The 22,920-nt window shown below is 62.1% G+C and carries 21 protein-coding genes and 1 pseudogene; 16 read left to right on the top strand and 6 right to left on the bottom strand.

Going from position 1 to position 22,920, the window contains the following annotated elements; translation table 11 throughout:
• The first annotated feature begins 21 nt into the window (after positions 1-21).
• The 3 genes from BLW22_RS16970 to BLW22_RS16960 are packed head-to-tail and all read left to right on the top strand — an operon-like array spanning position 22 to position 2,838.
• Positions 22-1,080, top strand: a complete 1,059-nt coding sequence (locus BLW22_RS16970; RefSeq protein WP_074847091.1) for an ABC transporter substrate-binding protein — start codon at positions 22-24, stop codon at positions 1,078-1,080.
• The gene (locus BLW22_RS16965; protein ID WP_143045145.1) at positions 1,067-2,056 is read left to right on the top strand and encodes an ABC transporter permease; all 990 of its coding nucleotides are present in this window, start codon (positions 1,067-1,069) and stop codon (positions 2,054-2,056) included. Before BLW22_RS16970 ends, BLW22_RS16965 begins: the two co-directional genes overlap by 14 nt.
• Positions 2,050-2,838 carry an ABC transporter ATP-binding protein gene (locus tag BLW22_RS16960; protein WP_065924588.1) on the top strand — a complete coding sequence of 263 codons (789 nt, stop codon included), beginning with the start codon at positions 2,050-2,052 and terminating at the stop codon, positions 2,836-2,838. Before BLW22_RS16965 ends, BLW22_RS16960 begins: the two co-directional genes overlap by 7 nt.
• On the opposite strand, the gene BLW22_RS16955 is transcribed toward BLW22_RS16960, so the two are convergent.
• A complete protein-coding gene (locus BLW22_RS16955; protein ID WP_065924589.1) occupies positions 2,839-3,687 on the bottom strand; it encodes an AraC family transcriptional regulator in 849 nt (282 codons plus the stop codon).
• 110 nt (positions 3,688-3,797) lie between these two features.
• Here BLW22_RS16955 and BLW22_RS16950 point away from each other — a divergent pair, with 110 nt between their 5' ends.
• Positions 3,798-4,208, top strand: a complete 411-nt coding sequence (locus tag BLW22_RS16950; RefSeq protein WP_065948095.1) for a hypothetical protein — start codon at positions 3,798-3,800, stop codon at positions 4,206-4,208.
• 74 nt (positions 4,209-4,282) lie between these two features.
• On the opposite strand, the gene BLW22_RS16945 is transcribed toward BLW22_RS16950, so the two are convergent.
• Positions 4,283-4,618 (bottom strand): hypothetical protein, encoded by a 336-nt coding sequence (locus BLW22_RS16945; protein ID WP_074847090.1) that lies wholly within the window; start codon positions 4,616-4,618, stop codon positions 4,283-4,285.
• 90 nt (positions 4,619-4,708) lie between these two features.
• On the opposite strand from BLW22_RS16945, the gene BLW22_RS16940 reads away from it, so the two are divergent.
• Both BLW22_RS16940 and glsB read left to right on the top strand, forming a co-directional pair.
• Positions 4,709-5,053, top strand: a complete 345-nt coding sequence (locus BLW22_RS16940) for a hypothetical protein (RefSeq protein ID WP_053134342.1) — start codon at positions 4,709-4,711, stop codon at positions 5,051-5,053.
• Positions 5,054-5,108: 55 nt separating this feature from the next.
• Positions 5,109-6,017, top strand: coding sequence for a glutaminase B (gene glsB, locus BLW22_RS16935; RefSeq protein ID WP_027607252.1), 909 nt, complete (start codon positions 5,109-5,111; stop codon positions 6,015-6,017).
• A 37-nt stretch (positions 6,018-6,054) separates the two neighbouring features.
• On the opposite strand, the gene BLW22_RS16930 is transcribed toward glsB, so the two are convergent.
• From BLW22_RS16930 to BLW22_RS16920, 3 genes are all read right to left on the bottom strand, one after another.
• Positions 6,055-6,294: a DUF6124 family protein gene (locus BLW22_RS16930; protein ID WP_065948099.1), complete on the bottom strand. Its 240-nt coding sequence runs from the start codon at positions 6,292-6,294 to the stop codon at positions 6,055-6,057.
• Positions 6,295-6,971: 677 nt separating this feature from the next.
• Complete coding sequence (locus BLW22_RS16925; protein ID WP_065924595.1) at positions 6,972-8,216, bottom strand: saccharopine dehydrogenase family protein; 1,245 nt, start codon at positions 8,214-8,216, stop codon at positions 6,972-6,974.
• A gap of 28 nt (positions 8,217-8,244) precedes the next feature.
• The gene (locus BLW22_RS16920; protein ID WP_074847089.1) at positions 8,245-9,342 is read right to left on the bottom strand and encodes a carboxynorspermidine decarboxylase; all 1,098 of its coding nucleotides are present in this window, start codon (positions 9,340-9,342) and stop codon (positions 8,245-8,247) included.
• A 185-nt stretch (positions 9,343-9,527) separates the two neighbouring features.
• Between BLW22_RS16920 and BLW22_RS16915 the strand changes: the two genes are divergently transcribed.
• The 8 genes from BLW22_RS16915 (at position 9,528) to BLW22_RS16880 (ending at position 17,875) form a co-directional block, all read left to right on the top strand.
• On the top strand, positions 9,528-10,196 hold the full coding sequence (locus BLW22_RS16915) for a DUF2268 domain-containing putative Zn-dependent protease (protein WP_074847088.1): 669 nt from the start codon (positions 9,528-9,530) through the stop codon (positions 10,194-10,196).
• A 719-nt stretch (positions 10,197-10,915) separates the two neighbouring features.
• Positions 10,916-11,935, top strand: coding sequence for a LacI family DNA-binding transcriptional regulator (locus BLW22_RS16910; RefSeq protein ID WP_027607242.1), 1,020 nt, complete (start codon positions 10,916-10,918; stop codon positions 11,933-11,935).
• Entirely contained in the window at positions 11,919-12,923 is a 1,005-nt protein-coding gene (locus BLW22_RS16905; protein WP_065924596.1) for an ABC transporter substrate-binding protein, read from the top strand. The genes BLW22_RS16910 and BLW22_RS16905 overlap by 17 nt, the downstream gene beginning before the upstream one ends.
• Entirely contained in the window at positions 12,924-13,742 is an 819-nt protein-coding gene (locus BLW22_RS16900; protein ID WP_053134326.1) for an ABC transporter permease, read from the top strand.
• A complete protein-coding gene (locus tag BLW22_RS16895; RefSeq protein ID WP_065948102.1) occupies positions 13,739-14,533 on the top strand; it encodes an ABC transporter permease in 795 nt (264 codons plus the stop codon). Before BLW22_RS16900 ends, BLW22_RS16895 begins: the two co-directional genes overlap by 4 nt.
• Complete coding sequence (locus tag BLW22_RS16890) at positions 14,530-15,561, top strand: ABC transporter ATP-binding protein (RefSeq protein ID WP_065948103.1); 1,032 nt, start codon at positions 14,530-14,532, stop codon at positions 15,559-15,561. Before BLW22_RS16895 ends, BLW22_RS16890 begins: the two co-directional genes overlap by 4 nt.
• A gap of 10 nt (positions 15,562-15,571) precedes the next feature.
• Entirely contained in the window at positions 15,572-16,405 is an 834-nt protein-coding gene (locus BLW22_RS16885) for a phosphodiesterase (RefSeq protein WP_065924658.1), read from the top strand.
• Between the two features lie 150 nt (positions 16,406-16,555).
• On the top strand, positions 16,556-17,875 hold the full coding sequence (locus BLW22_RS16880; protein ID WP_065924659.1) for an OprD family porin: 1,320 nt from the start codon (positions 16,556-16,558) through the stop codon (positions 17,873-17,875).
• Positions 17,876-18,007: 132 nt separating this feature from the next.
• Here BLW22_RS16880 and BLW22_RS16875 read toward each other — a convergent pair.
• Positions 18,008-19,391 (bottom strand): annotated as a pseudogene (locus tag BLW22_RS16875) (sensor domain-containing diguanylate cyclase); the annotation flags it as partial.
• A 158-nt stretch (positions 19,392-19,549) separates the two neighbouring features.
• Here BLW22_RS16875 and BLW22_RS16870 point away from each other — a divergent pair.
• Both BLW22_RS16870 and metE read left to right on the top strand, forming a co-directional pair.
• Positions 19,550-20,335 carry a M12 family metallopeptidase gene (locus BLW22_RS16870; RefSeq protein WP_065948104.1) on the top strand — a complete coding sequence of 262 codons (786 nt, stop codon included), beginning with the start codon at positions 19,550-19,552 and terminating at the stop codon, positions 20,333-20,335.
• A 166-nt stretch (positions 20,336-20,501) separates the two neighbouring features.
• On the top strand, positions 20,502-22,790 hold the full coding sequence (gene metE / locus BLW22_RS16865) for a 5-methyltetrahydropteroyltriglutamate--homocysteine S-methyltransferase (protein WP_074847087.1): 2,289 nt from the start codon (positions 20,502-20,504) through the stop codon (positions 22,788-22,790).
• Positions 22,791-22,920: the final 130 nt, after the last annotated feature.

Below are 22,920 nucleotides of genomic sequence, written 5' to 3'. Positions count from 1 at the left end.
CATTCAATAGGGATACTTCGCATGGCTGCTTTTGACCACCTGACCCGTCGCCGCCTCCTGGGCCTGGCCGGCCTGACCCTGGCCAGCCTGTCGCTGCCGCGCCTGGGCTTTGCCGCTGACGCACATGCCGGCCACAACATCGCCCAGGAGCCCGCCGGCACGGGCGATTTCATCCGCCTCGACGCGCCGCGCAAACTCAAACTGGCGGTCAACCTCAACGCGGTGTGCCTGGCGCCGGTGGTGATCGCCCATGGGCAAGGCTTCTTCAGTAAGCACAACCTGGACGTGGAGTTGGTCAACTTCGGCAACTCCACCGAGGTCTTGCTGGAAGCCATCGCCACCGGCAAGGCCGACGCAGGCGTGGGCATGGCGCTGCGCTGGCTCAAGGCCCTGGAGCAGGGCTTTGACGTGAAGCTCACCGCCGGCACCCATGGCGGTTGCCTGCGGTTGCTCAGTGCCGCCAACGGCGGCGTGAGCAAGCTGGAAGACCTCAAGGGCAAGGCCATCGGCGTGACCGACATGGCCAGCCCGGACCGCAACTTCTTTTCGATCCTGCTGAAAAAACACGGCGTCGACCCGGTGCGCGATGTGGAGTGGCGCCTGTACCCGGCCGACCTGCTCGGCACGGCGCTGGAGCGTGGCGAAGTGCAGGCAGTGAGCGGCAGTGACCCGTTCATGTACCGCCTGATCAAGTCCGGCGTGGCGCGGGAGTTGTCCACCAACCTGGTGGAGGAATACGCCAACCTCAGTTGCTGCGTGGTCGGCGTCACCGGCAAATTGGTGCGTGAAGACAAGCGCGTGGTCGCGGCGCTGACCCAGGCGATCCTGGAGGCCCATGACTATTCCGTGCAGCACCCGGAGGACGTCGCCAAAGGCTTCCAGGCCTACGCACTGAACACCTCCACCGAAGAAGTCCAGGCGATCCTCCACGACCACACCCACGGCCACCACGCGGTCGGCGCGGCGCTGACCCAGGAGATCACCACCTACGTCACCGACCTGAAAACCGTGGAAGTGATCAGCAAAGGCACCGACCCGATAGCGTTTGCCAAGGAGATCACTGCCGATGTCTTCAACTGACGCAACCGTCCTCAACCCGCCTGTGGCGCTCAAGCTCGGGTGGCAAGGCGCGGCGGTGGTGACGGCCTGGGTGGCCGTCGCGCTGCTGATCAGTTACTGGCCCAACGCGGTGCGCAACTGGCCGATGACCCAGGGCCTGGCCAACCTCTGCTTGGGCGTGGCGGCGTTGTTTATTGTGCTGAGCCTGCTGGGGCGCAGGCTGTCGACACTCGCGCTGCGCTTGCGCACGGCCGCGCCCTGGCTGATCGCCTTGCCGGTGCTGCTGGGCCTCTGGGAATTGCTCACCGCCAAGCTTGCGCTGTTGCCGGTGCCGTTCTTCGCACCACCCCAAGCCTTGCTCGCGGTGTATATCGAAGACTACGCACGCCTGGCCGACAGCCTGCTGCATTCGGCGCTGCTGCTGGGCTCGGGGGTGGCGCTGGGCGCGGCCACCGGGTTTGTCGCCGGCGTCGCCATTGGCTGGTCCACGCGTATCGGCTACTGGCTGCACCCGGTGCTGCGCATCCTCGGCCCGGTGCCATCGACGGCGTTGTTGCCGCTGTGTTTTTTCCTGTTTCCCAGCAGTTGGAGTGCGAGCGTGTTTTTGATCGCCCTGGCCACCTGGTTTCCGGTCACGGTGCTCACTTGGTCCGGCGTGGCCAGCGTCGATAAGGCCTATTACGACGTGGCGCGCACCCTCGGCGCCCGGCCGGGTTTTCTGATTTTCAAAGTAGCGATTCCCGCCGCGCTGCCCCACGTCTTCGTCGGCCTGTTCATGGGCCTGGGCGCGTCGTTTTCCACCTTGGTGGTGGCGGAAATGATGGGGGTCAAATCCGGCATCGGCTGGTACCTGCAATGGGCCCAGGGCTGGGCCGCCTACGCGAACATGTACGCCGCACTGCTGATCATGGCGCTGGCCTGTTCGGGGTTGATCACCGGGTTGTTCCTGGTGCGTGATCGGTTGCTGGCCTGGCAGAAAGGAGCGATGAAATGGTAGCCCTGGCACACGCGGTATCGGCTTCGGAAGGATTGGCGCTGCGCATAGAAAACCTCAGCCATGGTTTTGCTCTGGACGGCCAGCATTTGCCGGTGTTGGAGCGGGTGTCCCTGGACGTGGCGCCGGGAGAGTTTGTGGCTTTACTCGGGCCTTCGGGGTGCGGCAAGTCCACCTTGCTGCGCCTGGTGGCGGGGCTGGAACCGGCGGACGCCGGACGACTGTTGGCCGATGGCGAACCCATCACCGGGCCGGACCCGAGCCGTGTGGTGGTATTCCAGGACCCGACCCTGTACCCATGGCGCCGGGTGTGGGACAACGTCGCCCTCGGCCTGGAAGCCCAAGGCCTGCTCAAGACCCATTCTGCCAAAGTCGATGAGGCTCTGGACAAGGTCGGCCTCGGCCAGTTCGCCCGCGCCTATCCTCGGCAATTGTCCGGCGGCATGGCCCAGCGGGTGGCGTTGGCCCGTGCACTGGTCAATCAGCCGCGGTTGCTGATCCTCGACGAACCCTTGGGCAAGCTCGACTCCCTGACCCGCATCACCATGCAAAAAGAGCTGATCGACCTGTGGCAGCGCCAGGGCTACACGGCGTTGCTGGTGACCCACGATGTGGAAGAAGCCTTGCTGCTGGCTAACCGGGTGATTGTGTTCAGCGACCGCCCGGCGAAGATCCAGGCACAGTTGAGCGTCGATAGGCCCTATCCACGGCACCGGGACGATCCTTACCTGGTGGACCTGCGGCGGCAGATAATGGGCCTGCTGGGGTTGGGCGAAAACTGGTAGTCAGTGGGCATCTTTCAGCGCAATGGTTTGGATGGTTGGGCTGAGCACCCCCGCACGGTCCGCCAGGTAACGCGCCGGCGGCTGGCCCACCGCCTTGCGGAACATGGTGATGAAACCGCTGGCGTTTTCATAACCCAGGTCCAGTGCCACCCGCTGCACACTTTCACCCTTGGCCAGCCGTTGCAGGGACAGGATTACATGCAACTGCCGGCGCCAGCGGCCGAAACTCAGGCCCAATTCCTCCAGCAACAGGCGCGTCATGCTGCGCTCGCTCATGCCGATGCGCACGGCCCATTGACCGAGGGTGGCTTTGTCGGTCGGGTCGGCCAGCAGGCTGTTGGCCAGGCGGCGCAAGCGGGCGTCCTGGGGCATGGGCAGGTGCAGGGCTTCGATCGGTGCGGCGGCCAGTTCATCCAGCAAGGTGTTGATCAAGCGGCCTTGGGCGCCGGCCTCGTCATAGAATTGCGGGAAGCTGACGGCCTTGCTGATCAGCTCATGCAGCAACCCGGACACGGCCAGGGTGCAGCATTGCGGCGGCAGGGCGTGGGCGGCGTCGGGGTCGATCAGCAGGCAATACACCTCGGCCTCGCCAGACCCGCGCGCAGCATGGGGCGTACCGCCGGGAATCCATAATGCGCACTGGGGCGGCACGATCCAGATCCCCGCTTCGATTTCACAGTGGATGACCCCGCGCAGGGTGTACATCAACTGGCCCTTGCGGTGGGCGTGCTGGGCATGTTCCCAGGTGTCCGACGTGCTGGTGGCGCCCACGGCCACCACGGCGCGGGGGAACAGGTCGGCGTCCTTGGCCATCAACGGGTCGAGCAGATCAAGACGGTGGTGCTTCATGGCGCGGGTCGCAAGTTGGCCGGATTGCGAAACAGTCTGGCTATTCTGTGCAATGCCGTCCAGGGGTTCGAGCTTTATATTGAGATCCACTCTCATTAAGGAGCTTTGCCATGCGACTCGACAGTACAACGTTCCCTGTGGTGAAAATCGTCTTCGATGCGCCCAGCGAAGGTGGGCCGCAGGATGCTTTCCTGGCCTTTGAAGGGCTATTGGCGAGGGAGCAGGCCTTTATGTTGCTGCACGAAAAATCCGTGGATGAAAACAACCATGAGCACTCCCACGAAGAGCGTAAGCAGGCGTCGATCTGGATGAAGAAAAACAAACAGGCGCTGCGCATGTTCGTCAAAGGCATGATCCAAGTTGAGCCCAGCGCCGCCAAACGCCTGGCACTCAAGCCGTTCGCGGTGATGTTCAGCAAGGCCTGGGGCTACCCGTTGCTGGTGGTGGAATCCAAGGACCAGGCCTGGGCACTGGCGCGGGATGTGCTGGATGAGCGGGTGTCGGATGTGGCGCATTTTTGAAGGGTAAAGTGGAGCAAAAAATGTGCGAGCGGGTCTGGCCGCGGGCCCGCTCCCACATGGGTTGGTGGTATGGCTCAGTCCACGCAGTTCGCTCGGCCCAGCTTGCCTTTCTCCACCGTCGCCGAGCAGCCGAAGTGGCCGTTATCCACTTGGCACGCGCCGGTCACCGGACCGTTGCCGGACTGGGTGGTGACGCTGGTCTGGCACTCGCCTTCACACTGGCTCGAATCGGTACATGCCTTGCCCGCATCCTTGTACGGGGTGATGCATTTCCAGCTCTGCAGCTTGCCGACTTGCTTCATGGTACCGCCGCCTGCCAGGCAGGTGGACGCCGCAGCGTCCTGGGCGGGTGGGGTCGTGGTACAGGCCGATACCAGCAGTACAGCGGCCAGGCCAATCATCAATTTCATGCAAAGTCCTCGTGGAGTAAGCGCAACGGTGCAGTGTACGGGCATATGGACTACTTTGATTGACAAGCGATCCCCACCCGGTAATGACTCATGCGCACGTTATGGAAGCGGTATGTGGCCCTGCTGGAAAACGACCTGAGCACGCAAATTTTCGACAACGTCAAAAACCTGCTGGTGTGCGCGCTGCTGTTTGCGGCGGGCACCAATACCCTCGTGGGGCAGCAGGACCTGTTTATCGGGGTGTTCGCCTCCAGCGTGGCGGGGTGGGGGCTGATCCTTCTGTCGACAGTGCTGATGCTGTTGAACGTCAGCGATGGCATTCGCCGGTTGGCCAAGCTGCGTTATCACCTGGCATTGCAGCTGTTGCTGATCCTGGTTTATCTGGTGGTGGCCGAGCGGGTGGTAGAGATTGTGTGGGGCTTCCGCGCCCATTGAAGTATCCTCCGCACCCCGCTTTCCACCGATTCAAAGACAGATGACAGGACAAGACATGCAGGCGCTGCTGGAGTCGATCCTCGACGAAGTGCGCCCACTGATCGGCCTCGGCAAAGTCGCCGACTACATTCCCGCGCTGGCCGATGTACCGGCCAACCAACTGGGCATCGCGGTGTACGGCAATGACGGCTCGGCCTACCGCGCCGGTGACGCCGATACGCTGTTCTCGGTGCAAAGTATTTCCAAGGTGTTCAGCCTGGTGCAGGCCATCGACCACGGTGGTGAAACCATCTGGGAACGCCTGGGCCACGAGCCTTCGGGGCAACCGTTCAACTCGTTGGTGCAACTGGAATTCGAACGCGGCCGCCCGCGTAACCCCTTCATCAATGCCGGCGCGCTGGTGATCTGCGACATCAACCAATCACGCTTTGCCGTGCCGATCCTGTCGATGCGCGACTTCGTGCGGCGCCTGTCGGGCAACCCGCAGATCCTGGTCAACAGCGTGGTCGCCGACTCCGAAGCCCAGCACGGTGCGCGCAATGCGGCCATGGCCTATCTGATGAAGTCCTTCGGCAATTTCCATAACGACGTGGACGCGGTGCTGCACAGCTACTTCAACTACTGCGCCTTGCAGATGAGCTGCCTGGACCTGGCCAAAGCCTTCAGCTTCCTGGCCAACGAGGGCACCAGCGCCCACAGCGGCGAACAGATCCTCACCGCGCGGCAGACCAAGCAAGTCAACTCGATCATGGCCACCAGCGGGCTGTATGACGAGGCGGGCAATTTTGCCTATCGCGTGGGCTTGCCGGGCAAGAGCGGTGTGGGCGGCGGCATTGTCGCGGTGGTGCCGGGGCAATTTACCGTGTGCGTGTGGTCGCCTGAGTTGAACGCGGCGGGGAATTCGCTGGCGGGTATCAAGGCGTTGGAGTTGTTGAGTGAGCGGATTGGGTGGTCGGTGTTTTGAGCTCGTTCCCACGCGCGTGGGAACGATGATCTGGGTGTCATGCCGCTGGATGGGCGTCATCCAGTGCTTTGTCTACCAACAGTTGCACACCTTCCAGCATTCGGCAGATGCCCAACGCCACATTGCGTTGTGCTCCGTCGATTTCAAAGGCCAGGTGCGTGGCGATATCGGTGATGGAGGATAGATCCTGGGAGGCGTTGACCAGCAGGGTTTCCGTGCCCAGGTCGGGGCGCACGGTGAAGAGTTTATCTGGAGGATTTGGGGTGTCTTTAATCATGGTGGAACTCCGTCGACAAGTGGAGCCGCCAGCGTTCGCGGTCAAACGAAGAGGGTGGCAGCTGTACGCGGGTTGACCGACCGGTTGTCAACGAACCCGGCATACCCGAAAGTATCCCGCGCACAACTGCCGCGACACGATACCTCAGGCACAAAAAAAACGCCTGGGATAGGTGCAGGGCGTAGCAGTTCGTTAACAAGGCCGGACGGTCAAATCCGGTCGCTGAATTGGCAGCGACGGCGCAGAGGTTAGTCAGCCGCGTTCCGAGCGACAACCTGAAACAGTCGTGGGAAAACTCTGAGAGTCTGGGGCGAAGTGCTATCCCTGTGGGAGGGGCTTGCCCCTGATAGCAGTGTGTCAGCCAAGATGCATCAACTGACACGGCCTCATCGGGCATGAGTATCTACACAACTCTTAAAGGCTTATACATAACTCTGTGGTGAGCGGGCTTGCCCCGCGCTGGGCTGCGAAGCAGCCCCAATCCAGGCACCGCGTTTTTTCAGTCATAACCCATTGGCCGGTTTTGGGGCCGCTTCGCAGCCCAGCGCGGGGCAAGCCCGCTCACCACAAAAGCCCCCTCCCACATTTGGATCTTCATTGGTTTGTAATCGCTACCTACCCCAAACAAAAAATGCGCCCCTGAGGGCGCATTTTTTTGTTCGGTCAGCTATCGCCTATCAGGCAATCGCATCCCAGGCCCGATCACCGTTCTCGTCCTTGATGCGAGTCGGCAGGCCCATCACGTCCAGCGCCTTGAGAAACGGCTCAGCCGGCAGTTCCTCGACGTTGGCCATGTGTTTCACATCCCACTCGCCCCGGGCGACCAGCAGCGCTGCGGCTACCGGTGGAACGCCTGCGGTGTAGGAGATGCCCTGGCTGTCCGTCTCGGCAAAGGCTTCTTCGTGGCACGCCACGTTGTAGATGAACATCTCGCGTGGCTGGCCATCCTTGGTGCCTTTGACCAGGTCGCCGATGCAGGTCTTGCCGGTGTAGCCCGGGGCGAGCGAAGACGGGTCGGGCAGCACGGCCTTGACCACTTTCAACGGCACCACTTCCAGGCCTTCGGCGGTGGTGACCGGCTTCTCGGAGAGCAGGCCGAGGTTTTTCAGCACGGTGAACACGTTGATGTAGTGTTCGCCGAAGCTCATCCAGAACCGCACGTTGGGCACGTCGAGGTTTTTCGACAGCGAGTGCACTTCATCGTGGCCGGTGAGGTAGAGGTTCTGCGAACCCACGACCGGCAGGTCGTCGGTGCGTTTGACTTCGAACATGGTGTTGCTGGTCCACTGGCTGTTCTGCCAGCTCCACACCTGCCCGGTGAATTCGCGGAAGTTGATTTCCGGGTCGAAGTTGGTGGCGAAGTATTTGCCATGGGAGCCGGCATTGACGTCGAGGATGTCGATCGAATCAATGCGGTCGAAATGCTGTTGCTGCGCCAGCGCGGCATACGCGTTGACGACACCCGGGTCGAAGCCCACGCCAAGGATGGCGGTGATGTTCTTCTGTTTGCACTCTTCCAGGTGGTTCCATTCGTAGTTGCCGTACCACGGCGGGGTCTCGCAGACCTTGCCCGGCTCTTCGTGGATGGCGGTGTCGAGGTAGGCGACGCCGGTGTCGATGCAGGCACGCAGTACCGACATGTTGAGGAACGCGGAACCCACGTTGATGACGATCTGGGATTCGGTCTCGCGGATCAGGGCCTTGGTCGCTTCCACGTCCAGGGCGTTGAGCGCGAAGGCCTGGATGTCGGCGGGAACCTTGAGGCTACCCTTGGCCTTGACGCTGTCGATGATGGCCTGGCATTTGGAGATGTTGCGCGACGCGATAGCAATACGACCGAGTTCGTCGTTGTGCTGCGCGCACTTGTGGGCCACCACCTTGGCGACACCTCCTGCACCAATGATAAGAACGTTCTTTTTCAATTGCTTTATTTCTCCTATATCCGCCAGCTTACGAAAGGCTGGACAGGTAGTCGTCGTAACCAAATTCACGAACCACTTCGACTGTACCGTCGAGTTGTTTCACTACGATGGACGGCATTTTCAGGCCGTTGAACCAATTTTTCTTGACCATGGTGTAGCCCGCGGTGTCGATGAACGACAGCCGATCGCCGATGGCCAGCGGACGATCAAATTGATACTCGCCGAAGATGTCCCCCGCCAGGCAGGATTTGCCGCACACCATGTAGGTGTGTTCCCCGTCGCTCGGTGCCAGCTTGGCGTTGAGGCGGTAGATCAGCAGGTCCAGCAGGTGAGCTTCGATGGAGCTGTCCACGACGGCGAGGTTTTTGCCGTTGTAGAGGGTGTCGAGCACGGTGACTTCCAGGGAGGCGCTGTTGGTGATCGCTGCTTCGCCGGGTTCCAGGTAGACCTGCACGTCATACTTCTGCGAGAACGCCTTGAGGCGCTGGCAGAAGGCGTCGATGGCATAGCCTTCACCGGTGAAGTGGATGCCGCCGCCGAGGCTGACCCAGTTGACCTTGTGCAGCAGCGCGCCGAAGCGTTCTTCGATGGTGTTCAGCATCTGGTCGAACAGGTTGAAGTCGCCGTTCTCGCAGTTGTTGTGGAACATGAAGCCGGAGATCTGCTCGATCACGCCTTCGATCTTCACCGGGTCCCATTCGCCCAGGCGGCTGAACGGACGCGCCGGGTCGGCCAGCAGGTAGTCGGAGCTGCTCACCTGCGGGTTGACGCGCAGGCCGCGGGTCTTGCCTTCGCTGCGTTCGGCAAAACGCTGCAGCTGGCTGATGGAGTTGAAGATGATCTTGTCGCAGTTATCGAGCATCTCTTCGATTTCATCATCGGCCCAGGCCACGCTGTAGGCGTGCGCCTCACCTTCGAACTTCTGGCGACCGAGCTTCAACTCATACAGCGACGACGAGGTAGTGCCGTCCATGTATTCCTGCATCAGGTCGAACACCGACCAGGTGGCAAAGCACTTGAGCGCCAGCAGGGCCTTGGCGCCGGACTGCTCGCGCACGTAAGCAATCTTCTGCATGTTGACCAGAAGCTTCTGTTTATCGATGAGGTAGTACGGCGTTTTGATCATTTTTGAGAGCCTGCGGCGGTGCCTGCCAAAAAAGGACACGCATTGTGCCCGCACTTGGATCGAATCGAAAGGTTAGTGGGCGGATTTTGCTGCGCCGCTTTTAATCTGACCTGCCAATGTGACAGCCCGTGGGTATGATGAGCCACTGGGGTGACGACACGACGTTGGGATGACGAGAGGTGAGAATGGACGCGTGGACACTGCACTGGTTGGAAGCATCGGGCTCGTTGGCCACGCATCGCAAGGCATTGATGCAAGCGTTCGATGTTGCCTACCGGGGGATCTCCCAAGTGATGCCACCACCACGCTTGGATGTTCTGATTCAACGGCTGCCGGGCGAAACCATCCCGGAGTTGGGCCTGGTTGGCCGTGCTTATCGCAGCACGATGTTCTCCCTGACCCTGGACCCCGACAACCCAAATTTCGCCACGAGCCTCGAAGGCGGCGCAATGAGTCGGCATGTGGTGCATGAGGTGCATCATTGCCTGCGCATGGCTGGACCGGGGTATGGCTGGACGCTGGGGGAGGCCCTGGTCAGCGAAGGTCTGGCGGGACGGTTTGTACAGCATGTGCTGGGCAGCGAAGCCGAGGCGTGGGAGAGGGCGTTCAGCCTTGATGCACTCAGGCGTTTTCCTGCACACCTTAGAGAGCTTGAGGCGACGTACTACGATCACAGCACCTGGTTTTTTGGCACCGGCGACAAGCCTCGATGGCTGGGGTATGCCTTGGGTTATCAGGTGGTCGGATTATGGTTGGCATCGGTAGGAGCGCCTGATGCAGATACCTGGCTCAACGTTTCAGCCAAAGACATCCTGGCGATCGCGGCTGAGGAGGGCCTGGTGATTCGTGCCTGACGAGGACCGGCGGATAGAGCCAGCAGGCTTGCCTGCTTTCAGCGCGATCGCATGCAGCTACCGTCCTATCCAACACCGCGCAAACCCGCGGCTGTCGAGCCCCGGCGAGGCCGCGTTGGCCGCGGCTCGGACTTGAATCGGCAGCGCGCCTGACGCAGCCTCGCTTGCGCTCGGCAGCTGCTACGGGGGGTGTGGCCGTGAGGTGGATTGGTTTTCGTAGCAGCTGTCGAGCCCCGGCGAGGCTGCGTCGGCCGCGACTCGATCCTGAATCGGCAGCGCGCCCGACGCAGCCTCGCTTGCGCTCGGCAGCTGCTACGGGGGGGGGCCGTGAGGTGGATTGGTTTTCGTAGCAGCTGTCGAGCCCCGACGAGGCTGCGTCGGCCGCGGCTCGGACTTGAATCGGCAGCGCGCCCGACGCAGCCTCGCTTGCGCTCGGCAGCTGCTACGGGGGTGAGGCCGTGAGATGGATGCTTTTCGTAGCAGCTGTCGAGCCCCGGCGAGGCTGCGTCGGCCGCGACTCGATCCTGAATCGGCAGCGCGCCCGACGCAGCCTCGCTTGCGCTCGGCAGCTGCTACGGGGGTGTGGCCGTGAGGTGGATTGGTTTTCGTAAGAGCGTGCCCGGGCCTGGCTGCCATCAAACCGTCATCTGCCCACCACCTTCCTGCCACATTTCGCCGTTACTGTCCTCGCCAATGAGATCGATCTCAAGCGAGTGACCATGACTGATTTGAAAGACGTCGCGCGACTGGCCGGCGTTTCCCGCGCGACTGCCGCTCGTACCTTTGCCTCCCCCGACCAGGTGCGCCCGGCGACCCGTGAGCAGGTGTTCGCCGCTGCCCGGGAGTTGGGGTTTCGGCCCAACCTGCTCGGCCGCCAACTGCGCCTGCAAACGACCCAGTTGATCGGCGTGGTGGTGCCCAACCTGCTCAACCCGGTGTTCGCCGAACAGTTCCAGGCCATGGAGCGTGCCGCACGTTTGCGTGGCTACAGCCTGGTGCTGGCGACCACCGACTACAGCAGCGAGCGCGAGTGCATCGTAGTGGAAGAACTGCTGCGCCAGCGCGTCGATGGCCTGGTGCTGACGGTCACCGATGCCGAAAGCAACAGCGTGCTCAGCAGCCTGAATACCGAACGGACGCCGTTCGTGCTGGCCTATCACCAACCGAGCAACCCCAACTACAGCGCCGTGTCGGTGGACAACCGCGCCGGCATGGCCTTGGCCACGCGTTACCTGCTGGAGGCCGGTCATCGACGCATCAGCATGGTCGCCGGCCCCGCCTTGCAGTCCGACCGCGCACGCCTGCGCTATGCCGGTTACTGCGACGCGATGAAGGCATACGGTCTCAAAAGCCGCGCGGTGATCGAAATGCCCGCCCATACCCAGGCTGAATTCGCTGCCATCCAGCCGTACCTCAACGGCCCCGACGCCCCCAGCGCGCTGGTGTGTTCCAACGATTTCCTGGCTATCAGCCTGATCGCCGAGCTGCGCCGCAACGCCTGGAATGTACCTGGGCAACTGTCGGTGATGGGCTTTGACGGCATCGCCCTCGGCACCCAGATGCACCCGACCCTGTGCAGCGTGGTACAGCCCATCGCGCTGCTGGCCAGCACGGTGATTGACCAACTGCTGGCGCAGATCGCCGGCAACGATCCCATTTCCCATTGCCTGCCTTGCCATATCCGGCCGGGCGAAAGTACCCAACCCTTTGAGGAGTCCCTTGATGCGCGCATTCAGTAAAACCCTGGCCACCGTGCTGCTCTGCGGTGTGGCCAGCCTGGCCCAGGCCGCCGACACCGCGATTTGCTACAACTGCCCGCCGGACTGGGCCGACTGGGGCACCCAGCTCAAGGCCATCGCCGCCAGCACCGGTGTGCAGGTGCCGCTGGACAACAAGAACTCCGGCCAGTCCCTGGCGCAACTGGTGGCCGAAAAGGCCGCGCCCGTCGCCGACGTGGTCTACTACGGCGTGACCTTCGGCTTGCAGGCGCAAAAGGCCGGCGTGGTCGAGGGTTATAAGCCCAAGGGCTGGGAACAGATCCCCGCCGGGTTGAAAGACCCCGCCGGCCAGTGGTTTGCGATCCACTCCGGCACCCTGGGCATCATGGTCAACGTCGAGGCATTGGGTGGCCTGCCGGTGCCGCAAAGCTGGGCCGACCTGCTCAAGCCTGAATATAAAGGCATGGTCGGCTACCTGGACCCGTCCAGCGCCTTCGTCGGTTACGTCTCTGCCGTGGCGATCAACCGCGCAATGGGCGGCGACCTGGACAACTTCGCCCCGGCCATCGACTACTTCCAGAAACTGGCGAAAAACGCCCCCATCGTGCCCAAGCAGACCGCCTATGCGCGGGTACTGTCCGGCGAGTTGCCGATCCTGGTGGACTACGACTTCAACGCCTACCGCGCCCGCTACAAGGACAACGCCAACGTCGCCTTCGTGATCCCCAAGGAAGGCAGCATCAGCGTGCCCTATGTGATGAGCCTGGTGGCCAACGCACCGCACCGCGCCAATGGCGAGAAGGTGCTGGACTTCGTATTGTCGGACCAAGGCCAGGCCCTCTGGGCCAAGGCGTACTTGCGCCCGGTACGCCCAGTGAACATGCCGGCCGATGTCGCCGCGCAGTTCCTGCCCGACAGCGATTACGCCCGCGCCGGTGTGGTGGACTATCAGAAAATGGCCGCTGTGCAGGAAGCCTTCGCCGCCCGTTACCTGAACGAGGTCAAGTAAGTGGCTGCATCGGCAAAACAGGCAGCCTGGGCGCTGGCCCCGGCCTTTGCAGTGCTGTTCGCGTTCTGGCTGCTGCCGCTGGCACACTTGATGGTGCTCGGCGCCGATAGCCGCGACAGCCACGGCAGCGGCTATTGGCAGGTGCTCAGCAGCGCGCAGTACCTGGGCAGCCTGGCGCAGACCTGCGTGCTGGCCATCGTGGTGACGTTCACCGCGTTGTTGATCGGTGGCATCAGCGGCGTGTTCCTCGCGCGCCAGCAGTTTTTCGGGCGCTCGGCGTTGGTGGCGTTGCTCACGTTTCCCCTGGCGTTTCCGGGGGTGGTGGTGGGCTTCCTGGTGATCCTGCTGGCCGGGCGCCAGGGGTTGCTGGCGTCCCTGGGCCTGCAATTGGCCGGTGAGCGCTGGATCTTTGCCTACTCGCTGGCCGGGCTGTTTGTCGGCTACCTGTACTTCTCGATTCCGCGGGTGATCCTCACGGTGATGGCCGCGTGCGAAAGCCTCGACCGCAGCCTGGAAGAAGCCGCGCATTCGCTGGGAGCAGGGCACTGGCGGGTGGTCTGCGACGTGATCGTGCCGGGCCTGGCGCCGGCGTTGGCGTCCTGCGGTGCGATCTGCTTCGCCACGTCCATGGGCGCGTTCGGCACCGCGTTCACCTTGGGCACGCGCCTGAATGTAACCCCGGTGGCGATCTACAATGTATTCACCAACTACGCCAATTTTGCCGTCGCCGCCGCGTTGTCGGTGGTGCTCGGCGCGGTGACCTGGGCGGTGCTGTTGCTCACGCGACGCCTGGTGAAAAATGCGGGGACGGTCTTGTGAAACGCTCATCGCTGTTTGTGATGCAACTGCTGTTCACCCTGCTGGTGTGCGCGTTCATGCTGGTGCCGGTGCTGATGTCGTTGCTGGCCGGGTTGACGCGCAATTTCTTCGTCGGCCTGTCCAGCGGCCTGACGTTCGACTGGCTGATCCAGGTATGGCAGGCCTATTCGCCCACCGTATGGCTGTCGTTGCAATTGGCCCTGGCGTGCGCGGTGTGTGTCTGCGTGATCGGCGTGCCGGCGGCCTATGCGCTGGTGCGCATGAACAACCGCTTCAGCCGTGCCTTCGAAGAGCTGATGGTGCTGCCCGTGGCGATGCCGGGGCTGGCCAGTGCGCTGGCGTTGCTGCTCACCTATGGCCAGTTCGGCACGTTTCGCAGCAGTTGGCTGTTCATCCTGGTCGGCCATGTGTTGTTCACCTTGCCGTTCCTGGTACGTCCGGTGATGGCGGTGATGCAACGCCAGCAACTGCCGGTGCTGGAAGAGGCGGCGGCCAGTCTGGGCGCCGGGCCGATCAGGCGCTTTTTCAGCGTGGTGGTGCCCAACTGCCGGGCGGGGATTCTGGCGGGCGTGCTGATGGTGGTGACCTTGTCGTTGGGGGAGTTCAACCTGACCTGGATGCTCCACACGCCGATGACCAAGACATTGCCCGTGGGCCTGGCCGACAGCTACGCCTCGGCGCGCCTGGAAATCGCCAGCGCCTATACCCTTATCTTTTTGCTGATGATCGTGCCGCTGCTGATTGCGTTGCAGGCCATCAGCGCTCGTTTGTCCCGTGGAGAGCGTCGATGACCGCTATCACTATCCGCCTGCAAGGCTGTCGCAAGGCATTCGCCGACGGCACCGTGGCTGTGCATGACCTGAACCTGACCGTCGAAGGCGGTGAGACCCTGGCGATCCTCGGCCCGTCCGGCTGCGGCAAGACCACCACCTTGCGCCTGATTGCCGGCCTGGAACGCCCGGATGTGGGCCAGGTTTTTTTCGGCACCGACGACGTCACCCGCCTGCCCATCGAGCGCCGCGACGTGGGCATGGTGTTCCAGAACTACGCGCTGTTTCCCAACCTCGATGTGGCCGGCAATATCATCTACGGCTTGAAGATTCGCGGCATGGCGCCGCTTGCGCGGAACAAGCGCTGTGAGGAACTGCTGGAGTTGGTCGGCCTGCAACAGCATGGCAAGCGCAGCATCCACGAATTGTCCGGTGGCCAACGTCAACGGGTGGCCCTGGCCCGTGCCCTGGCGCCGCGCCCTAAAGTGCTGTTGCTGGATGAACCGCTGGCCGCCCTGGATGCGCAATTGCGTGAGCGCCTGCGCAGCGAGCTGAATGAACTGCTGCGCGGCCTCGGTATCACCTCGGTATTTGTCACCCACGACCAGGGCGAAGCCATGGCCCTGGGCGATCGTATCCTGGTGATGGAGCACGGCCGCGTCGCGCAACTGGCCAGCCCACGGGAGATCTACCAAAAGCCGGCGAATGCCTTCGTCGCCGGTTTTGTCGGCAACCTCAATGCCTTTGCCGTCACCTCGCGAACAGCCCATGGCCTGAAAGTCTGCGGCGGCGAGTTGCCGTGGCAGGCCGTCGACGTGCCCAACACGGTGTACTGCCGCCCCGAACACTTGCGGGTGATGGAGAGCGAAGGGCACTTGCACGGCCATCTATTGGCGCAGTTTTTCCAGGGCGCGCAAAGCCGCCTGTTGGTGGACGTGGGCGGCCCGCAACCGCTGCTGGTGGACAGCAGCGACAACCACCTGTACGCCGTCGGCGCGCCGATTGCCCTGGCGATTGCGCCGCACATGTTGTTCACCCTGAATGCGTGAGAGTTTGCTTGTGAATCGTCCGTTTCTTGTTGCGCAAATCAGCGACCTGCACCTTAAAGCCGGCCAGCGCCTGACGTATGGGGTGGTCGATACCCTGGGCGCGCTGCGCCGTGCCGTCGACCATTTGAACGCCAGCCACCCACGGCCCGATATCGTGGTGGTCAGCGGTGACCTGGTGGACTTCGGCCGCGCCGATGAATACGCCGTGCTGCACCCCGAACTCGCGCGCCTGCACATGCCGTGCTACCTGGTGCCCGGCAACCACGACACACGCGGTCCGTTGCTCGAGGCATTCCGTGATCACGCCTATTTGCCGTTGTCGGCAGAGGGCCCGTTGGACTGGGTGGTGGACGAGCATCCGCTGCGTTTGATCGGTCTGGACTCGACTATCCCGGGTGGGCACGGCGGCCAGCTACTGGACAGCCAATTGCACTGGTTGGACGCGCAACTGGCACGACGCCCGGACGTGCCGACGTTGCTGATCCTGCACCATCCACCGTTTATCAGCGGCATCGGCCATATGGACCGCGAACCCTTTATCAACGCTGCGGCGCTGGAAGCAGTTGTGTCTCGCCACCCGCAAGTGGAACGCCTGCTGTGCGGGCACCTGCACCGACCGATGCAACGACGCTTTGGCGGCAGCTTGAGTTGTGTGTGCCCCGGTACTTCCCATCAGATTGTGCTGGACCTGCAGGACGCCGCGCCCGCGCATTTCAACCTGGAGCCGGCGGGGTATCTGTTGCATCGCTGGGATGCGCAACAGGGCCTGATCAGCCACAACGGCGTGTTCGGGGATTACCCGGGGCCGTACCCGTTTTATGACGCTCATGGATTGATTGACTGAGGCTTACGGAGGTTTCACTTCACTCAACTCGCTAACAACTAAGCAACTGAATAACCGTTAACGCCGCGGCCAACTTCACATTTGGCCGACGGCATCCTGCTGCCCATTTTTTGCGCCCGGAACCTGGGTTCCGCGCCGGAGTTCGTCCTGATGAAAGCCACGTTGAATGTATTAAGTGTATTGACCGGCGGCCTGGGCATTGCCCTGAGCCCCTTGGCGTCTGCTGACTTTTTGAGCGACAGCAAAGCCAACTTGAGCATGCGTAACTTCTACTTCAATAACGACAACCGCGACGGCACGGCGGCACCGTCGAAGACCGAAGAGTGGGGCCAGGCCTTTATCCTCAACTACCAGTCGGGCTTCACCGACGGCACCGTCGGTTTTGGCCTGGACGCCATCGGCATGCTCGGCGTGACCCTCGACAGCAGCGCCGCGCGCCATGTCGGCAGCTCGATGATCCCCACCGAAGACGGCAAGGCCACGGATAACTGGGCCCGTGGTGGCGCGACGGCCAAGGCGCGCTTTGCCAAGACCGAAGCGCGCTACGGCTACCTGCGCCCGAACCTGCCGATCCTGGTGAGCAACGACGGCCGCCTGTTGCCGCAGTCGTTCGAAGGCGGGCAGGTCACCAGCAAGGACATCGACAACCTGACCCTGGTCGGCGGCCAGCTTGAGCACACCACCGGTCGCGGCTCCAGCGACCGCAGCGGCCTGGCAGCGGCGGGCGGTACCCGGGAGAGCAATAAATTTACCTACGCCGGTGCGGACTACCAACTGACCAAGGACCTGATGGTCCAGTACTACTACGCCAACCTCGAAGACTATTACCAACAACATTTCGCCGGGTTGATCCACGTATTGCCGCTGGGCGAATACGGCTCATTGAAAACCGACCTGCGCTACTTCAAGACCAGTTCCGACGGCAAAAACAGCAGCGCCGCCGGACGTGCCGAAGGCTACAAATTGGGCGGCTTCACCAAGAACGGCAACGGTGAAATCGACAACAACACCTGGAGCGCCGCGTTCATCTACTCCCTCGGCCCGCACGCGATCACCGCCGGCTACCAGCAAGTCTCGGACGACAGCAACTTCGCCCAACTCAACCAGGGCGGCCTGGTGAACAAAGGCGAGGGCGGTGCCAGCCTGTACCTCTACACCGACCGTACCGTACAGACCTTCATCCAGGCCGGCGAACGCACCGGCTTTGCCCAGTACGCCTACGACTTCGCGTCGCTGGGTGTACCCGGCCTGAAGGCCTCGGTCATGTACCTCAAGGGCGAGCACATCCTCACCACCAGCGGCAACGACGCCAGCGAGTGGGAGCGGGACATCTCGTTGGATTACGTGGTGCAGAGCGGCACGTTCAAGAACGTCGGCTTCGGCTGGCGTAACGGCGTGTCACGCAGTGAAGTGGCGCGGGACCAGGACCAGAATCGGGTGTTTGTGAGTTATTCGATTCCGTTGATGTAGTACCGCTGAGCCCCTCATCTTTGTAGGAGCGAGCTTGCTCGCGAAAAACGTCAACGATAACGCGCCTGTTCAGAATGCCAGCGGTGTCCTTGGGTTCTTCGCGAGCAAGCTCGCTCCTACAGGGGGGCTTGCTCACGTCACCCGATTCCTGCCCGCGCCCTTGGCCTCATACAAGCGCATGTCCGCGCGCTTGAGCAATGCCAGGGAGTCGCGGTCAGAAGGCTCGGCCACGCCCACGCCGATACTCACGGTCAGGCGACCCACGCTTGGGAACACTGCCGCCTCGACAGCCACACGGATCTTTTCGGCGACCACGTCAGGGCTGTCCGGCGCTTCGACTTCCGGCAGCAGCACGGCGAATTCTTCTCCGCCATAACGGGCAACGAAGTCGGTGGCGCGCGTGGTGTTTTCTATCAGGGCTGCCAGTTGGCACAGCACATCGTCACCGATGGCATGGCCGTAGGTATCGTTGACGCGCTTGAAATAGTCGGCGTCGATCAGCAGCAGGGCGAAGGTGCGGCCGGTACGTTGGAACAGCAGGCTGTTCTCGGCGAGTTTTTCGTCGAAGCGGCGCCGGTTGAACACGCCGGTGAGGGCGTCGTGGGTGGCCAGCTTGAGCAGGTCGGCGTTGGCCTGGGTGAGGTCGGCGGTGCGTTGCGCCACGGTGGCTTCCAGGGAGGCGTTGGCGTCTTGCAGTTCACGTTCCTTGGCGAGCAGCGATTGCGTCATGCCGGTGAGCGATTGTCCCAGTTGGGCAATCTCCAGCACCGGGTGTTCCTGGGGGAAGACCGCGCCGGGCTGATGGTCCTGCACCTGTTTGGCGGACTTTGCCAGGCGCTCGATGGGACGGCTGAGGGAGGAGGCGAGGTAATACGCGGCCACTACAAAAGTGATCGCCGCGAGCAGGCCGAGCACGAGCAATTTGTACAGCAGGCTGCGCGCCGGTTGCAGGGCTACGTCCAACGGCTGGCGCACCATGATGTACCAGTTCATCCTGGCGTTGGACGGGCTTGGCACGGCGACGGAGGCCGTGACGTAGCCGTTGCCGGAGAACCAGCCGGCCGACGTGAGCAGCTTGTCTGAGGGTATCTGTTCACCCGCGAGGGCTTCGGGGTAAAGCACCTTGCCATCGAAGTCGACAATCAAGGCCTCGATATCGGGGAGGGCGTCTTTTTGCGTTACGGCAGCAGTTTGGCCAGCAGCACTGCCTCGTGGGGATCGCCGGTGTACTCACCGCGCAGGCCGGCCTGGAACCATGCTGCACCGATTGATTGACCAGCAGCCCGTTGACGGCCTGGCGCACTTGGCCATCGGCGTCGGCGATGCCCATCCAGGCATATTCGGCGCGTGATTGCGTACGCAGTTCCATCAGCGTGAGGATATCCGGTGCGTCCAGGTCGCCCTTGCGCATGATCGGTGCTTTGCTCAACAAAGACACTTCCAGCTGGCGCTCGTGCAGTTGCACCGCCAACAGCGCTGCGGTCGAGCGCGCCGTGCTCAGCAGGGGGCTGGCGCTGGTGGGGTGTGCGTATTTCATGTTTTACGCGTTTTACCTGCACGTGATTGCGCCCTGAGATGAGTGGTTGAAATGGGCGGTTGTACTTCACGCGGAACCGTTGGCGCTCTCGGCACCAACTGTTCATTGTGGCAAAAAGCCGGACAACCACGGAGATCATGATTGTGATGACAGGAATTAATATTCAGCCATTTATACCGCCTTCCTACGCCCAGCCGAATGATGACACTGGCCAGAAACAGCCCGTCGACGCACCGGTTTTATCCAGGAGCAAGCGTGGGGTGGCCCTAGAGGCTGCGTTGTGGCCACAGTTTTCGACGGTCAGGATTTCTCTGATGGAGATGACCAAGGAACAGGAAAAATTCATCAAGGACAACATCAACAAATGGGCGCCGTATATCAACCTGAAACTGGAGTTCACCAAAGAGCTCGATGGCGATATCAGAATCAAGGCAGATAATGACCTCCTCGGTGGGAACTCCTATTACGGCACCCAAGGTAAACAAACGGCAGGTGCCGGTGAGCCTACGATGAATATCGGCTTCAAGGGTGGGCTGAATGAACTCAACGCTCGCGTGATAATGCATGAGTTCGGTCATGCATTGGGATTAGCCCATGAGCATCAGCACCCGGAAAATACACTCGACCTGAATTTTGAGCGGATTCGCAAATATCACACAGAGAAAAATGAGCCCTCGGCCCATGAATGGTTTTTCCCGTTCGACTCACAGACGGTTGTCACCTCCCCCTATGATCAAGCGTCCGTCATGCACTACACCATTCTCAAGGATTTTCGGAACAGTGGACATTATGTCGAGGGCGGCAGTGAGTTGTCAGAAGGCGACAAGCAATTTGCGCGCAAGCTCTATCCCATCCCCCGTCCTCCGGTACCGCCTCGTTGGTGGAACCTTTACAACGGACACGTCCCTTCTTCGCGAGCCTGAGCTGATCCCCCATTCAGACATCACCCAATGCGCCACCGCGAAAAGGGCGGGTTTGCAGCTTGTGATCATGAATTAAATTTGTGTTCGTATAAAATAAAATGAGTTTGTCTCACTATGATTGACTGCCGACAATGGCTCCCATCTCAACAGATTGGAGTTTTTTGTCATGGCAGTCGCTCATTCCCTCGGATTTCCGCGCATTGGACGCGATCGTGAACTGAAAAAAGCGCAGGAAGCGTTCTGGAAGGGCGAACTCGACGAAGCCGGCCTGCGGGCCGTCGGCCGGGAACTGCGCAAGGCCCACTGGGATCTGCAGAAACAGGCCGGTATCGAGTTGCTGCCCGCCGGTGATTTCGCCTGGTACGACCAGGTGCTGACCCACTCGCTGATGTTCGGTGTGATCCCCGAGCGTTTCCGTCCAGCCGACGGCAACGCCACCCTGCAGACGTTGTTCGGCATGGCCCGTGGCGTCAGCGACAGCTGCTGCGGCGGTGCCCATGCCCAGGAAATGACCAAGTGGTTCGATACCAACTACCACTACCTGGTGCCTGAATTCAGCGCCGACCAGCAATTTCACCTGGGTTGGGAGCAGTTGTTCGAAGAGGTGCAGGAAGCCCTCGACCTGGGCCACACCGTCAAGCCGGTGGTGATCGGCCCGCTGACCTACCTGTGGCTGGGCAAGGCCAAGGGGGGTGATTTCGACAAGCTCGACCTGCTTGAGCGTCTGCTGCCGTTGTACGGCCAGATCTTCCAGGGCCTGGCCGACCTCGGCGTGGAATGGGTGCAGATCGACGAGCCGATCCTGGTCCTCGACCTGCCGCAGGAATGGAAGAACGCGTTCGAGCGTGCCTACAACCTGATCCAGCGCGACCCGCTGAAAAAGCTGGTGGCGACCTACTTCGGCGGCCTGGAAGAGAACCTCGGCCTGGCCGCGAACCTGCCGGTGGATGGTCTGCACATCGACCTGGTGCGCGCGCCGGAGCAGTACCCGACCATTCTCGACCGCCTGCCGGCGTACAAGGTGCTGTCCCTGGGTGTGGTCAACGGCCGTAACGTCTGGCGTTGTGACCTGGAAAACGCTCTGGCCACCTTGCAGCACGCCCATGAAAAACTCGGTGATCGCCTGTGGGTGGCGCCATCCTGCTCGCTGCTGCACAGCCCGGTGGACCTGGGCCGTGAAGACCAGTTGGATGCCGAGCTGAAAAGCTGGCTGGCATTCGCCGTGCAAAAATGCGCTGAAGTGGCGGTGCTGGCGCAAGCGTTTAACCAGCCTGAAGCGCCCAACGTCCTTGCTGCCCTGGCCGAAAGCCGCGCGGTGCAGGCGGCCCGCGCGGTCTCGCCGCGTATCCACAAGCCTGCGGTACAGGCGCGGGTGGCGGCGATTACCCGCCAGGACAGCCAGCGCCAGTCGCCGTTTACCCAGCGTATCGAGAAACAACGTGCGGGCCTGAACCTGCCGCTGTTTCCGACCACCACCATCGGTTCGTTCCCGCAGACCGCATCGATCCGCCTGGCGCGGCAGTCCTACAAACAGGGCAAGTTGAGCCAGGCCGAATACGTCGAAGCCATGCACAGCGAGATTCGTCACGCCGTCGAGGTGCAGGAAAACCTCGGTCTGGATGTGCTGGTGCACGGGGAAGCCGAGCGCAACGACATGGTCGAGTACTTCGCCGAGCAGTTGGACGGCTATGTGTTCACCCGCTTCGGCTGGGTGCAGAGCTACGGTTCGCGTTGCGTGAAGCCGGCAGTGATCTTCGGCGACCTGAGCCGCCCGAAGGCGATGACGGTGGAGTGGATCCGCTACGCCCAAGGCCTCACCCGCAAGGTGATGAAGGGCATGCTGACGAGACCTGTGACCATGCTGATGTGGTCGTTCCCCCGCGAAGACGTGAGCCGCGAAGTGCAGGCGCGCCAACTGGCCCTGGCGATTCGCGACGAAGTGGTCGACCTGGAGGCCGCCGGCATCAAGATCGTACAGATTGACGAAGCCGCGTTCCGCGAAGGCCTGCCGTTGCGCCAGGCGCAGTGGCAAGGCTACCTGGACTGGGCCACCGAAGTGTTCCGCCTGTGCGCCTCGGGCGTGCGGGATGAAACCCAGATCCACACGCACATGTGCTACAGCGAGTTCAACGATGTGATCGAGTCCATCGCCGCCATGGATGCCGACGTGATCACCATCGAGACCTCGCGCTCGGACATGGAGTTGCTGGACGCGTTCGAAGCCTTTGCCTACCCCAATGACATTGGCCCAGGCGTCTACGACATCCATTCGCCACGGGTGCCGGATGCCTCGGAAATGGCCAACCTGTTGCGCAAGGCGGCGAAACGGATTCCTGCCGAGCGCCTGTGGGTGAACCCGGATTGCGGGTTGAAGACGCGGGGGTGGCCGGAGACGGAGGCGGCGTTGATTCATATGGTCACTGCAGCTCGCCAGCTACGCGCTGAGTTGGCTTGATATCGTAAAAAATGTGGGAGGGGGCTTGCTGTGGTGAGCGGGCTTGCCCCGCGCTGGGCCGCGCAGCAGCCCCAGTAAAGCAGAATGCGGTATATCAGAAACTCCATAGCGGCTGTTTTGGGGCCGCTAC

This window comes from Pseudomonas marginalis (assembly GCF_900105325.1).
Taxonomy (GTDB): Bacteria; Pseudomonadota; Gammaproteobacteria; order Pseudomonadales; family Pseudomonadaceae; genus Aquipseudomonas; species Aquipseudomonas marginalis.
Note: the sequence above shows the minus strand (reverse complement) of the source record. Positions and strands in the feature narration are given on the sequence as shown.